Source organism: Allobosea sp. CCNWLY174, from assembly GCF_037120455.1.
Classification (GTDB): Bacteria; Pseudomonadota; Alphaproteobacteria; order Rhizobiales; family Beijerinckiaceae; genus Allobosea; species Allobosea lupini.
Map to the genome: position 1 here is coordinate 980,551 of NZ_JBBBBQ010000001.1, position 14,241 is coordinate 994,791.

Consider the following 14,241-nt stretch of genomic DNA (forward strand, 5'->3'; position numbering starts at 1 on the left):
TTCAGTCGGGCGAATGTCCGAATCCGGGCGGCGAGCCAACGTCCGCTGGTTGCACTTCACGTCAACTTGGCGGGGCCGGGGAACATTACGCCCGAATAGCATCGTCATCATCGCAGCCAACCCAAAACGACTAAGGCCCCGCCATGCGCTCAGGCATGACAGGGTCGCAAATGGCGGCAAACGCCGACAGGGTCGCAACTGCCGCAACCCCGCCCGCCACTCCTCAAGCTGCCTCAGCCATCTCCCCCTTCCCCTCCACCCCATGCTGGCGCAGCGGCCGGTTCCCCGAGAGCCTCCGCATCAGCACGTAGAACACCGGGGTCAGGAAGATGCCGAAGGCGGTGACGCCGATCATGCCGGCGAAGACCGCGATGCCCATGGCCTGGCGCATCTCGGCGCCCGCCCCGGTCGAGAGCACCAGCGGCACCACGCCCATGACGAAGGCGAGCGAGGTCATCAGGATCGGCCGCAGGCGCAGGCGGCTGGCCTCGATCGCGGCCTCGACCGGCGTCCTGCCCTCGAATTCGAGCTCGCGCGCGAATTCGACGATCAGGATGGCGTTCTTGGCCGATAGTCCGACCAGGACGACGAGGCCGATCTGGGTGAAGACGTTGTTGTCGCCGCCGCTCCACCAGACGCCGGCCATCGCCGCGAGCAGGCCCATCGGGATGATCAGCAGGATCGCGACCGGCAGGGTCAGGCTCTCGTATTGCGCCGCCAGCACCAGGAAGACGAGCAGGATCGCGACCGGGAAGACCAGGATGGCGGAATTGCCGGCCAGGATCTCCTGATAGGTCAGCTCGGTCCATTCGAAGGCGAAGCCCTTGGGCAGGGTCTCGGCGGCGATGCGGGTGACGGCGTCCTGCGCCTGGCCCGAGGAGAAGCCGGGGGCCGGGCCGGCATTGATGTCGGCGCTGAGGAAGCCGTTATAGCGCATGGCGCGTTCGGGGCCGGCATCGGTGCGCACGTTGAGCACGGCCGAGAGCGGCACCATCTCGCCCGAATTCGAGCGGACCTTGAGCTTGCCGATGTCCTCCTGATAGGCGCGGTAGGGCGCATCGGCCTGGACGCGCACCGTGTAGGTGCGGCCGAACTTGTTGAAGTCGTTCACATAGGACGAGCCAAGATAGATCTGCAGCGTCTCGAAGACATCGGTGACGGGAACGCCGAGCTGGCGCGCCTTGGTGCGATCGATGTCGGCATAGAGCTGGGGCACGTTGACCTGGAAGCTCGAGAACATGCCGGCGAGCTCGGGCGCCGTCGCGGCCTTGGCCATGAAGGCCTTGGTCGCCTCGTCGAGCGCCTTGTAGCCGAGGCCGGCGCGGTCCTCGATCTGCAGCTTGAAGCCGCCGATGGTGCCGAGGCCCTGGACGGGCGGCGGCGGGAACATCGCGATGAACGCCTCCTTGATGCCGGCGAACTCCTTGTTGAGCTGCATGGCGACGGCGTTGCCCGAGAGCGAAGGGTCCTTGCGCTGGTCGAAGGGCTTCAGGCCGACGAAGACGATGCCGGCATTCGAGGAGTTGGTGAAGCCGTTGATCGACAGGCCCGGGAAGGAAATCGCGTTCTCGACGCCGGGATGCTTCAGCGCGATCGCGTCCATCCTGCGGATGACGTCCTCGGTGCGGTCGAGCGTCGCCGCGTCGGGGAGCTGGGCGAAGCCGACGAGGTACTGCTTGTCCTGGCCCGGCACGAAGCCCGACGGCACCTTCTGGAAGAGCATGACGGTCAGGCCGACGAGGCCGGCATAGACCACGAGCATCACGGTCTTGCGGCCGAGGATGCGGGTGACGCCGCCGCCATAGGCCTCCGACGAGCGGTTGAAGAAGCGGTTGAAGCCGCGAAAGAACCAGCCGAACAGGAAGTCCATGCCGCGGGTCAGCGCATCCTTGGGGGCGTCATGGCCGCGCAGCAGCAGCGCCGCGAGCGCCGGCGACAAGGTCAGCGAGTTGATCGCCGAGATCACCGTCGAGATCGCGATGGTGAGCGCGAACTGGCGGTAGAACTGGCCGGTCAGGCCGCTGATGAAGGCGAGCGGGACGAAGACCGCGACGAGGACGAGCGCGATCGCAATGATCGGGCCGGAGACCTCGCGCATCGCCTTGTAGGTGGCTTCGCGCGGGGACAGGCCGTTCTCGATGTTGCGCTCGACGTTCTCGACCACGACGATGGCGTCGTCGACGACGATGCCGATCGCCAGCACGAGGCCGAACAGCGAGAGCGCATTGATCGAGAAGCCGAAGAGGTACATCACCGCAAAGGTGCCGACGACCGAGATCGGCACGGCGACGAGCGGGATGATCGAGGCGCGCCAGGTCTGCAGGAAGACGATGACGACGAGCACGACCAGCGCGATCGCCTCGAGCAGCGTCGAGATCACCGCCTTGATCGAGGCGCGGACGAACTGGGTGGTGTCGTAGACGATCGAGTAGTCCACGCCCTCGGGCATGTTCTGCTTGATCTCGCGCATCGTCTCCTGGACGCGGTCGGCGATGGCGATGGCGTTCGAGTTCGGGGCCTGGAAGACCGGCACGGCGACGGCCGACTTGCCGTTGAGCAGCGAGCGCAGCGCGTATTCGGCGGCGCCCAGTTCGATGCGGGAGACGTCCTTCAGGCGCACCACCGCGCCGCTCGCGGCAGTCTTGACGATGATCTCGCCGAACTCCTCCTCGCTGGCGAGGCGGCCCTGCGCATTGACCGAGAGCTGCAGATCGAGCCCCGGCCCGCTCGGCGAGGCGCCGATGACGCCGGCGGCGGCCTGGACGTTCTGGGCCCGGATTTCGCGGACGATGTCGGAGGGCGAGAGGCCGTGCTCGGCAACTTTTTGCGGGTCGAGCCAGACGCGCATCGAATAGTCGCCCGAGCCGAAGAGCTGGACCTGGCCGACGCCGTCGATGCGCGCCAGCCGGTCCTTGACGTTGAGGACGGCGTAATTGCGCAGATAGGTCATGTCGTAGCGGCCGTTCGGCGAGGTGATGTGCACCACCATCGTCAGGTCCGGCGAGCTCTTGATGGTGGTGACGCCGAGGCGGCGCACCTCCTCCGGCAGGCGCGGCTCAGCCTGCGAGACCCGGTTCTGGACCAGCTGCTGGGCCTTGTCCGGGTCGGTGCCGAGCTTGAAGGTGACGTTCAGCGTCATCACGCCGTCGGTCGTCGCCTGGCTCGACATGTAGAGCATGCCCTCGACCCCGTTGATCTGCTCCTCGATCGGCGTCGCCACGGTCTCGGCGATGACGCGCGGATTGGCGCCGGGATATTGCGCGCGCACCACCACGGTGGGCGGCACGACCTCGGGATATTCCGAGATCGGCAGGGCCCGCAGCGCCAGCAGGCCGGCGAGGAAGATCAGGACGGAGAGCACACCGGCGAAGATCGGCCGGTCGATGAAGAACTTCGAGAGGTTCATGGGGGTGCCCCTTCAAGGCGGCGGCCCCGCCGGTCCCGAAGCGGCCGGCGGGGCGATAGAACTGGGATGGGATCGCGCGCCTTAGCGCTGCGCGAGCTCGGTCGTGGGCTTCTTCAGTTCGGAGCGCTCGGCCATCGGCACCTGCTCGGGGGCGACGGAGGCGCCAGGGCGGATGCGCTGCAGGCCGTTGACGACGATCTGCTCGCCCGCTTCCAGCCCGCTGGTGACGATGCGCAGGCCCTCGGCAGCGGTGCCGAGCGTGACCTCGCGCCACTGGGCCTTGTGGTCCTTGCCGACGACGAAGACGAACTTCTTGTTCTGGTCGGTACCGACGGCGCGCTCGTTGATGACGAGGGCGGGCTCCGATTTCGCCTGGCCCATGCGCAGGCGCACGAACTGGCCGGGCATCAGCGCGCCGTCCTTGTTGTCGAAGATCGCCCGGACGCGGACCGTACCGGTCGCGGCGTCGATGCCGTTGTCGACGAAGTTGAGATGGCCGGAGACCGGCGCGGCCTCGTTCGCCGCGGTCGTCATCTGCACCGGGATGCGCTTGAGGTCGCGCGGCTTGCCGGGCTCGGCCGGCAGGGTCGCCAGCGCCTTCAGCAGCGAGCCCTCGTCGGCGTTGAAACCGGCATAGACCGGATCGACCGAGACCAAAGTCGTCAGCAGCGGCGCATTGGCGCCGGCGGCGACCAAGTTGCCGATGGTGACTTCCAGTCGGCCGATGCGACCGCCGATGGGGGCGCGGATCTGGGTGTAGTCGAGGTTGAGCCTGGCCGACTGCAGGGCGGCGCGGGCGGCGCGCTCGTTGGCCTGCGCCTCGCGCAGCGCATTCAGCCTGGTGTCGAGGTCGCGCTGCGAGACGTTCTGCGTCGACATCAGCTTCTGACCGCGCTCATGCTCGCCCGCGGCAAGCGCGACGCGGGCCTCGGCCGCAAGCAACTGGGCCTGGGCCCGCTCGAATTCGGCCTGGTAGGGCGCCTGGTCGATGCTGACCAGCAGATCGCCCTGCTTGACCAGCGCACCTTGCGAGAAGTGCACCTGCTCGACGACGCCGGAGACGCGCGAGCGAATCTCGACGCGCTCGATCGCTTCGAGCCGGCCGGAGAACTCGGCCCAGCTGACCAGCGCGCGCTGCTCGACGACCGCGACCGAAACCGGCGTCGCCGGCGGTGCGGCGGGCGCCGTGTCGCCTTGCGCTGTGTTCGAGCCATGGACGGCGGCAGTGAGCGCCGCAAGCGAGACGCCGGCGGTGATGGCAACGCCCAACAGGGCATGACGGACCGTTCCCAGAATCATGGGTTCATTCCTTCGTGGAGAGAGGTTGAAAGAGCGGACGACCGGCGGTTCTAGGACGGTGCGGTCGCGGTGAAGAACTCGCTGACGTGATGACAGGCCGCGCACAGGCAGGAGCCGTCGCGGGGCCCTTCGGCGAAGGCATCCGGCCACCGGCTCGGGCCGCCGACGATGCGGATGGTGGTGTCGACGCCGGCCGCCTTCAGCCGGTGGGCATAGTTGATGCTCTCGTCGCGCAAGAGGTCGTCCTCGGCGGTGACGATCAGGGCCGGTGCGAGCCCGGTCAGCCTGACGGCATTGACGGGGGCAGCGTAAGGATGCGCCGCCTTTTCGGGCGAGCCGAGATAGGCATGCCAGCCATCGGCCCAGCGGCAGCCGACCGGGCCGGCCTCGGCATTGCGGAAGGAATAGGTGCCGAGGCAGGAATCGAGCATCGGCGAAAACAGGATCTGGCCGGCGAGCGGCGGGCCGTGCCGGTCGCGCGCCATCATGGCGAGCGCTGCGGCGAGGTTGCCGCCGGCCTCCTCGCCCGCCACATAGAGCGGCGCGGTCTTGCCGACCCAGCGCGCCTTGTCGCGGGCGATCTTCTCGAGCGCAGCATAGGAGGCTTCGAGCGCCTGCGGAAACGGATTGGCGGGTGCGAGCGGATAAGGCAGCGAGATCACGATCGCGCCCGCCTCGGCCAGCGTGGTCGCGACAGCTTCGCCGGACGCAAGCGTGCCGCTGTCGAAGGTGCCGCCATGCAGATGGACGACAAGGCCAGCCTCGTCCGGCACGGCAGCCGGCGCATAGAGCCGGCCGGCGAGCTTGTCGCGCCCGACCGCAACGCTCTGCTCGCGCCAGAAGACGGCGCGGCGATAGCGGCTTTCCGGGACGGACGGGACGAGCATGGCGACGGCGCCTGACGAATGTTGCGGTGCATCACGATTTAGGTGATGCTCTCAGCTTAATAAACCGCCGTTCTGCTCCTACATTATTTCCATATGGAAACAATCGGCGGACTACCGGAGTCTCGATATGGACCAGCTCAACGCCATGCGCGCCTTCGTGCGCGTCGTCGAAGTCGGCACCTTCACCCGCGCCGCCGAGCTGCTCGATCTGCCCAAACCGACCGTGACCAAGCTGATCCAGCAGCTCGAAGGGCATCTGCACGCGCAACTGCTCAACCGCACGACGCGGCGCGTCACCGTGACGATGGACGGCGCCGCCTATTACGAACGGGCGCTGCGCGTGCTCGGCGAGATCGACGAGCTCGACCAGAGCATGGCCTCCTCGCAGGCCCGGCCGAGCGGGCGCCTGCGCATCGATGTCAGCGCGTCGTTCGCTACCGACATCATCCTGCCGGCCCTGCCCGGTTTCCTGGCCCGCTATCCCGAAATCCAGGTCGACATGGGCCTGTCCGACCGGCCAGCCGACCTGATCGGCGAGAATCTCGACCTCGCCATCCGTGCCGGCGCGATCGAGGATCAGAGCCTGATCGCCCGCCGCATCGGCGAGATGATGCTGATCACCTGTGCGACGCCGGGCTATCTCGCCAAGCATGGCACGCCGCAGCACCCGCGCGATCTGGAGGACGGCCATCTCGCGATCGGCTATCGCCGGGCCGGCACCAGCCGCGTCATGCCCTTCACCTTCGCCAGCCCGAAGGAGACGATCGAGATCCAGGGCGACTATGTCGTCTCCCTGAACGACGGGACCGGCTATGTCGCCGCCGGGCTGGCGGGGCTCGGCGTCATGCAGGTGCCGACGTTCATGGCGATGGCGCACATCGCCTCTGGCCGGCTCGTCCCGATCCTGACCGACTGGTGCACGAAGCCGAAGCCGCTGCACATCATCTATCCGCCGAACCGCCACCTCTCGAACAAGGTCCGCGTCTTTGTCGACTGGCTGGCCGAATTGTTCGCGCGGAACGCGTTGCTTCAGGGCAAGCCGCTGCTGCCCTGCCCTGGCGGCGTCGCCGCGGAGGCGCTCGCTCATCAGTCCGAGCAGGCCGCCTAGCCGCGCAGGTCCGAGATGACGGGCCGGCGGTTCCATCGCATCGCGAACTGGCCTAACCAGAGGCGCCGGCTTTCCGCCGCGTTCCTCAAGCAGCCAGGTCCGCCCGATGTCCCGCAGCGTCCGCGACAAGCTCGAAGCCAATCTCGCCCGCATCGGCGACGGCGCCCCGGTCTTCACAAAGCTTTTGCTCGACACCGCGCGCGCCGAGGCCGACGCCGCCGATCGCCGCCGCGAAGCCGGGCTGCAGTTGAGCGCGATCGACGGCACGATCGTCTCGGTCAAGGACCTGCTCGACGTGAAGGGCGTGACGACCTGGGCCGGCTCCAGCGTGCTGAAGGGCGCAACCGCAGCAGCTCAGGATGCGCCTTCGGTGGCGCGGCTGCGCCGGGCCGGCGCGGTGATCATCGGCAAGACCAACATGACCGAGTTCGCCTTCTCCGGCATCGGCCTCAACACCACCTTCGGCACGCCTGGCAGTGCCGTCGACAAGGCGCGTATCCCGGGCGGCTCCTCGTCCGGCGCGGCGGTCTCGGTGGCGGAAGGCTCGTCGGAGCTGACGGTCGGCACGGATACCGGCGGCTCCTGCCGCATCCCCGCCGCCTTCAACGGCATCACCGGGATGAAGCCGACGCACAAGACGGTTCCCGATGAGGGCTGCTTCCCGCTTGCGCCGAGCCTCGATTCGATAGGCCCGCTGGCCAAGGATGTCGCCGGCTGCGCGCGCCTGCTCTCAGTGCTGGCGGATCGACCCTTCGATCTCGCGGAAGGCCTGTCGCCGGCCCGCATCCGCCTCGGCGTGGCGCGCGGCGGCTTCCTGGCCGAAGCAGCCCCGTCCGTCGCCAAGGCCTATGAGGCGGCGATCGAGCGCGTGACGCGGCTCGGCATCGCGGTCGAGCCGGTCGATCTCGACGGGCTTTGGCAGGAGATGCTGGCAATATGCCCGGTGCCGCTGGTCACGGTCGAGGCAGCGGCGGTGCATCGCGACCTCCTGGAGAGCAAGGCCGAGACTTACGACCGGCGCGTCGCCGCCCGCATCGCCATCGGAGTGCCCTGCAAGGCGACCGACTACATCATCGCCATGGAGAGGCGCCGGGCGCTGATCGGAAGACTCGCCGCCCAGCTCGACGGGCTCGACGGCTTCCTGGCGCCGACCGTGCCGATCGAGGCGCCGATGATCGCCGCGATGGAGGCGGATGACGAGGCGTTCTTCGCGGCCAATCGCCTGATCCTGCGCAACCCGGCCTTCGGCAACCTGTTCGACCTGTGCTCGATCTCGCTGCCGATGCCGCTCGGCGACAAGCTCTCGGGCGGGCTGATGCTGAGCGCCGTCGCAGGCCGGGACCAGCAGCTGCTCAACATCGCCAAGTTGATCGAGCCGGCCGCAGCGGGCTGAGCGGGCGGATCAGCCCCTCACCTCGCCCAGCGACCAGGGCAGCTCCTCGCCGCCTCGGAAAATGACGACGTCCTCCTCGCCGACCGCCACCGTCGGCGAGACCCGGCAGGGCCGCTTCTCCAGCGTGATCGTGCCTTCGTTCAGCGGCAGGCCGTAGAAGCGCGCGCCGTTCTCGGAGGCAAAAGCCTCGAAATGATCGAGCGCGCCCTCCTCGTCGAAGACCTGGACATAGGTCTGCAGGGCGGTGGCCCCGCCGAAGACGCCGGCCGAGCAGCACTCCGCCTGCTTGGCGCTGCGCAGATGCGGGGCCGTGTCGGTGCCGATGAAGAAATTGCCGTCGCCGGCGGTGACCGCCTTGCGCAGAGCGAGGCGGTGGCGCTCGCGCTTGGCGACCGGCAGGCAATAGAGATGGGGCCTGAGGCCGCCCTGGAAGATCGAGGTGCGGTTGATGATCAGGTGATGCGGCGTCACCGTCGCCGCGGCCCGGCCGGCATGGGCGCGCACCAGTTCGACGGTCTCGGCAGTGGTGACATGCTCGACCACGACCTTGAGGCCCTGATGCCGCTTCAGCAGCGGCAGCATCTCTGTCTCCATGAACACCGCCTCGCGGTCGAAGATGTCGACGGCCGGGTCGGTCGCCTCGCCATGGACGAGGACCGGCATGCCGATCTTTTCCATTCGCTCCAGCACCGGGGCGAGCTTGGGAATGCTGGTGACCCCGTGATGGGAGTTGGTCGTCGCGCCCGAGGGATAGAGCTTGGCCGCGGCCCAGACGCCTTCGCGGAAGCCACGCTCGATCTCGTCGGGATCGGTCGAGTCGGTCAGATAGCAGGTCATAAGGGGCGTGAAATCGTTGCCGTCCGGGCGCGCCGCCAGGATGCGCTCGCGATAGGCCGATGCCGCGTCGACCGAGGTGACCGGCGGGACCAGGTTCGGCATGATGATGCCGCGTTTGAACTGCGCGGCCGTGAAGGGCAGCACTGCCTTCAGCATGGCGCCGTCGCGCAGGTGGACATGCCAGTCGTCCGGGCGGCGGATGGTCAGTGTCTGCGCCGGGGTGGCGGCCTTGGGCTCGCTGCTGCCGAAGAGTTCCGTGACGCTCATGCCCTGCCCCTGTGCTGACCTGCCCCCAAACGAATCCGCCGGCGAGCCGGCCTTCCATAGCCGCCTTGGCGAGGCCGCGCGAGTACGTCGAAGCAATCCTGCCGGGGACAGCGCACGGCAGGGATTGACCTTCACCGGCAACCTGTCGAGAAGAGGCCGTTTGCGAATTCGACACGAGCCGCGCCAACGCCTGCAAACGGCGAAGGCTGGCGCGCGCTGGCCCTGGAGACCAAGACCATGCCCAATCTCTACATGCCGGTCGACCGGGATACCATCGCGCTCGAAGCGGCCAAGATGCTGCTGGAGATCAAGGCAGTCCACTTCTACCAGGACAAGCCCTTCATCTTCACCTCCGGCTGGGCGAGCCCGGTCTATATCGATTGCCGCAAGATCATTTCCTTCCCGCGGCTGCGCTCCTCGCTGATCGACTTCGCCGCGACGACGATCGTGCGTGACATCGGTTATGAATCGATCGACATCGTCGCGGGTGGCGAGACCGCCGGCATTCCCTTCGCCGCCTGGATCTCCGACCGGCTCTCGCTGCCGATGCAGTATGTCCGCAAGAAGCCCAAGGGTTTCGGCCGCAATGCCCAGATCGAGGGCGAGGTTGTCGAGGGCGCGCGCACGCTGCTGGTCGAGGATCTCGCCACCGACGGCGGCAGCAAGGTCAATTTCTGCAAGGCGCTGCGCGACGCCGGCGCCAAGGTCGATCACTGCTTCGTGCTGTTCTACTACGACATCTTCCCGCAAGGGCGCGAGATGATGAAGGAGATCGGCGTCGGCCTGCACTATCTCACCACTTGGTGGGACGTGCTCAAGGTCGCCAAGGCGAGCGGGCATTTCGAGCCCAAGGTGCTGGCCGAGGTCGAGAGCTTCCTGAACGAGCCGGCCAAGTGGTCGGCCGCGCATGGCGGCATCTCGGACTTCAACCAGGCCAAGACCGGCTGATGCACGGCAATTGAGCTGCCTGTACGCGCTCTCAGCCGGCGCGCAGGACGCGAAAACGATCGGGCGCCGCCGGGTCCCGATCGACGACCTGGATCGGCGGCCAAGCCCATTGCCAGACGCCGATGCCCGGCACGCGCGAGAAGCCGATTTGCCCGCGCGTGCCCTCGACCGATACCTCCGACCAAGCCTGCGCCAGACGTCCCGGCTCAGTGCCGTGGGACCGCATCATCGCGGCAAGAACGGCAACCGTGTCGTAGCCCTCGAAGGCGACGAAGGACGGCGCCTGCACCAGCCGCTGGCGCAGGGCCGCTTCGACTCGCACACCGAGCGGTGGAAGCTGCTCCGGCAGATAGCGCAGGAACGGGATCGCGGCTCCGTCCGTGCCGAGCAGAGCCAACCATTCGGGCAGCTCGGGCGGCCCGGCCGGCGCACCGATCAGGACGTTGCCGAGGCGCGGATCACTGCGGATCGCCTTGACGAGCGACACCGCCGGCTCCGGATGGCCGACCAGCAGCAGCAGGCACGTGGCGCCCTGGCCGGCGAGGTGGTCACAAAGCGCGGCAGGCGTGAGCGAGCTCATCTCGAGCTCGATGACGCTCCCCCCGCGTGGCGTGATGCAGCCCTGCAGGATACGTGTTCCGGAGACCCAGTAGACGCTCGGCACGGTTGCGACGGCGACGTGCCGGTGGCCGGCATCAAGCAGAAAATCGGCATAGAGCCGCCAGCCGCGCGACTGCGCCGGGGCGATCCGGGCAACCCAGTCCGTCGGCTGTTCGGTGAGCGCATCGAGGACCGCCGACGAGCAAATGAACGGCAGGCGCAGCGCATCGGCCCTGGCGGCAGCGGCGCGGGCGACGACGCTGTGGTACTCCCCGACAAGGGCAGAAATCCCCAGGCCAGCCAGTTCATCGACGACGGCCACCGCCTTCTGCGGATCGGCCGCGGTGTCGCGGACCAGCAGCTCGAGCGGCCTTCCGCCGATCCCGCCGGTTGCATTGACGTCGGCGACGGCGAGCTCGAGCCCGGCGAGCAGATGCCGGCCGGCCTCGACCCAGCCGGGCGGCGACAGCGGCGCCAGGGCACCGATCCGGATAGGCATGGTCATGCGGCGGTGTCTCCGGCCAAGGTTTCGGCCGCACTATGCCGGGATCGCGCCCGTGGGCGTCAGTAGCGCAAACGCAGCCCTGTCGCCTGATTTCAGAATTTCGCCGGCCGACGCTCGAAGAAGGCGGCGATGCCCTCGCGGAAATCCGTCGTCCCGGCATTGGCGACGAAATTCTGTTTCTCCAGGTCGAGCTGGGCATCGAAGGAGCCATGCGTCGCGGCCTGGACCAGCGCCTTGCTCGCGCCTTGCGCGCCGACGCTGCCGCGGGCGAGCTTATCAGCCACCACTTGCACGGTCTCCATCAGCTCGCCATGCGGCACGATACGGTTGACGAGGCCGAGCTGGAGCGCGGTTTGCGCATTGATCGCCTCGTTGAGCAGCACGAATTCCAGCGCCCGACGCGGGCCGAGCAATTGCGTCAGCGTCCAGGTGGTGCCGCCATCGGGGCTGGTGCCGAGCTTGGTATAGGCCGAGAGGAAGCTTGCATCCTCTGCCGCCACCACGAGGTCGCAGGCGAGCGCCAGGCCGACACCACCGCCCGCGACCGGCCCCTGTACCGCGGCGATCACCGGCTGCGGCATCGCCTTGATCAGCCGCATCAGCGTGTGGAAGCGGTCGATCAGCTTCGTCGCGGTCTGCGGCGCGCCAGGCAGATCGGCCTGGAAGCGGGCGAGATCACCGCCTGCCATGAAGGAGCGCCCTGCCCCGGCCAGGATGACGGCGCGGATGGTGCGGTCCGCCGCGAGCCCCGAGAAGGCCGCGACCAGCGCATCGGCCATCGCCTCGTCGAGGACGTTGAGCACCTTGGGACGGTTCATGGTCACGGTCAGGATCGGGCCCTGCCGCTGCGTGATCACCACTTCGCCTGCCGGATCGCTCATCGTCTCATCCTCATCCCTCTGCGCCACCAGCCTCAGCCCGGCGCCCTCGTATCGTCGATGACCTTGCCGTCGTTGGGCAATGTCCCTCGTGTCACCAGCTCGACCGTGCCGCTCAGCTTGAAGACGTCACGGACGGAGGCCTTCACCGCCTCGGCCAAACCGCCACTCGGCGCGGCAACCTCGGCCCTGAAGCTCATCGCATCCGTCTCGCCGGCGCGCGACACCACCAGCCGGCAGCGGTCGAGCTCGGGATGCCGCGCCGCGACAGCCGCGACCTGCTCGGGCCGGACGAACATGCCCTTGACCTTGGCCGACTGGTCGGCCCGGCCGAGCCAGCCACGGATGCGCTGGTTGGTGCGCCCGCAGGGCGATGGTCCCGGCAGCGCCGCAGTGAGATCGCCGACGGCGAAGCGGATCAGCGGTTTCGTCGGATCGAGGATGGTGACGACGATCTCGCCGACCTCGCCTTCCGCCACCGGCTGCCCGGTGCCCGGCCGCAGGATCTCGACGATGATGTCCTCGTTGAGGACGAGTCCGTCACGAGCCGGCGTCTCATAGGCGATGATGCCGCATTCTGCGGTGGCATAGCACTGGTAGGCATCGATGCCGCGGGCGCGGAACTCGGCCTGCAGCGAGGGAGGGAAGGCCGCACCGGACACCACCGCCCGTTTCAGGCTGGAAAGATCGCGCCCGCGCGCCGCGCCGAGATCGAGCAGGATTTTCAGGAAGTCCGGCACGCCGGCATAGAGCGTCGGCCGATAGGCCTCGATCAGGTCCAGCTGCGCGTCGCCGTTGCCCGGCCCGGCCGGGATCACGGCGCAGCCGAGCACGCGCGCGCCGGCATCGAAGCACCAGGCACCGGGCGTCATATGATAGGAGAAGGTGTTGAGCACGATGTCGCGCCAGCCGGCGCCGGTCGCGGCAAGCGCGCGGGCGACGCGCCAGGGATCGTCGTCGTGGCTCTCGGGCTCGAAGATCGGCCCCGGCGACATCATCAGTCGACGATAATCATTGGGCCGGCCGGGCAGAAAACCGCCGAAGGGCGGCTTTGCGCGCTGGGCTGTCGGCAGGTCCGACTTGCGCAGCACCGGCAGGCGGGAGAGCGCCGCCCGATCGGTGACGGCCTTGGGATCGATGCCGCGAAGATGCTTGCGCCAGCCGGGGAGCCGCTGCGCAGCCGCGATCACCTGCGGCAGCCGCCCGAACAGATCGGCCTCGCGGCGCGCGGGCGGACGGGTTTCCAGGCGGTCGTAATGCTTGCCCATGACGGTCTCAGGCGAGCCAGCGCTTGCGGCGCCGGTAGTGCTTGACCGCGTGGTAGTCGACCTTCTGGTGGCCGCCGAGATAGGCGTCGGCGACGTCTGGATTGGCGCTCAGCACGGCAGCCTCGCCGCTCATCAGGATGCGGCCGTTCTCGATCAGGTAGCCGTAATGGGCAATCTCCAGCGCTGCCGTGGCGTTCTGCTCGACCAGCAGCACGGCGACGCCGTCGCGCGCGTTGACGTTGCGGACGATGTCGAAGATCTCGTCGACGAGGAAGGGTGCCAGACCAAGGCTCGGCTCGTCGAGCATCAGCAGGCGCGGCTCGGTCATCAGGGCGCGGGCGATCGCCAGCATCTGCTGTTCACCACCGGAGAGGTAGCCGGCCTCGGCCTTGGCCCGCTGGGCAAGGCGCGGGAAGGTCTCGAACATCCGGTCGATCAGCGCCGTGACATGGCCGCGCTCGCGATGCATGGTCGCCGCCGCGATCAGGTTCTCTTTCGGCGTCAGATGGCCGAACACACGCCGCCCCTCCAGCACATGGACGATGCCGAGCCGCACGCGATCGGGCGGATCGACCGACAGGATCGAGCGCCCTTCGAAACTGATCTCGCCGCGCGTGACCGCGCCGCGCTCGGGCTTGAGCAGGCCGGAGATCGACTTCAGCACCGTGCTCTTGCCGGCGCCGTTGGCGCCGAGCACGGCGACGAGCCCCTTCTCGGGCACCTCGATCGAGACGCCGCGCACCGCGAGGAAGACCTGATCGTAGACGATCTCGATATTATTCAGCGCCAGCAGCGTCATCGGCCCGATCCGAAAAGGGGCGACGCGGAGCGCCCGCGCCGCCCGG

The 14,241-nt window shown here is 68.2% G+C and carries 11 protein-coding genes; 3 read left to right on the forward strand and 8 right to left on the reverse strand.

The window, feature by feature from the left end:
• Positions 1-223 precede the first annotated feature (223 nt).
• The 3 genes from V7S63_RS04745 to V7S63_RS04755 all read right to left on the reverse strand — a co-directional run bounded on the left by V7S63_RS04745 (position 224) and on the right by V7S63_RS04755 (position 5,592).
• Positions 224-3,406, reverse strand: a complete 3,183-nt coding sequence (locus tag V7S63_RS04745; protein ID WP_336529364.1) for an efflux RND transporter permease subunit — start codon at positions 3,404-3,406, stop codon at positions 224-226.
• Between the two features lie 81 nt (positions 3,407-3,487).
• Positions 3,488-4,705, reverse strand: a complete 1,218-nt coding sequence (locus tag V7S63_RS04750) for an efflux RND transporter periplasmic adaptor subunit (protein WP_336529365.1) — start codon at positions 4,703-4,705, stop codon at positions 3,488-3,490.
• Between the two features lie 50 nt (positions 4,706-4,755).
• A complete protein-coding gene (locus V7S63_RS04755; protein ID WP_336529366.1) occupies positions 4,756-5,592 on the reverse strand; it encodes an alpha/beta hydrolase fold domain-containing protein in 837 nt (278 codons plus the stop codon).
• A gap of 127 nt (positions 5,593-5,719) precedes the next feature.
• On the opposite strand from V7S63_RS04755, the gene V7S63_RS04760 reads away from it, so the two are divergent.
• A complete protein-coding gene (locus V7S63_RS04760; RefSeq protein ID WP_336529367.1) occupies positions 5,720-6,700 on the forward strand; it encodes a LysR family transcriptional regulator in 981 nt (326 codons plus the stop codon).
• Positions 6,701-6,806: 106 nt separating this feature from the next.
• A complete protein-coding gene (locus tag V7S63_RS04765; RefSeq protein ID WP_336529368.1) occupies positions 6,807-8,093 on the forward strand; it encodes an amidase in 1,287 nt (428 codons plus the stop codon).
• A gap of 9 nt (positions 8,094-8,102) precedes the next feature.
• Here the strand turns inward: V7S63_RS04765 and pyrC are convergent, their stop codons facing one another.
• The gene (gene pyrC / locus V7S63_RS04770) at positions 8,103-9,197 is read right to left on the reverse strand and encodes a dihydroorotase (protein ID WP_336529369.1); all 1,095 of its coding nucleotides are present in this window, start codon (positions 9,195-9,197) and stop codon (positions 8,103-8,105) included.
• A gap of 237 nt (positions 9,198-9,434) precedes the next feature.
• Here pyrC and V7S63_RS04775 point away from each other — a divergent pair, with 237 nt between their 5' ends.
• A complete protein-coding gene (locus tag V7S63_RS04775; RefSeq protein WP_091830248.1) occupies positions 9,435-10,145 on the forward strand; it encodes an orotate phosphoribosyltransferase in 711 nt (236 codons plus the stop codon).
• Positions 10,146-10,176: 31 nt separating this feature from the next.
• Here V7S63_RS04775 and V7S63_RS04780 read toward each other — a convergent pair whose 3' ends face one another.
• From V7S63_RS04780 to V7S63_RS04795, 4 genes are all read right to left on the reverse strand, one after another.
• Complete coding sequence (locus V7S63_RS04780; protein WP_336529370.1) at positions 10,177-11,250, reverse strand: ABC transporter substrate-binding protein; 1,074 nt, start codon at positions 11,248-11,250, stop codon at positions 10,177-10,179.
• Between the two features lie 92 nt (positions 11,251-11,342).
• Positions 11,343-12,131, reverse strand: a complete 789-nt coding sequence (locus V7S63_RS04785; RefSeq protein ID WP_336529371.1) for an enoyl-CoA hydratase/isomerase family protein — start codon at positions 12,129-12,131, stop codon at positions 11,343-11,345.
• A 32-nt stretch (positions 12,132-12,163) separates the two neighbouring features.
• Positions 12,164-13,396: a phenylacetate--CoA ligase family protein gene (locus V7S63_RS04790; protein ID WP_336529372.1), complete on the reverse strand. Its 1,233-nt coding sequence runs from the start codon at positions 13,394-13,396 to the stop codon at positions 12,164-12,166.
• A 7-nt stretch (positions 13,397-13,403) separates the two neighbouring features.
• The gene (locus V7S63_RS04795) at positions 13,404-14,195 is read right to left on the reverse strand and encodes an ABC transporter ATP-binding protein (RefSeq protein ID WP_336529373.1); all 792 of its coding nucleotides are present in this window, start codon (positions 14,193-14,195) and stop codon (positions 13,404-13,406) included.
• Between the last annotated feature and the right edge of the window lie 46 nt (positions 14,196-14,241).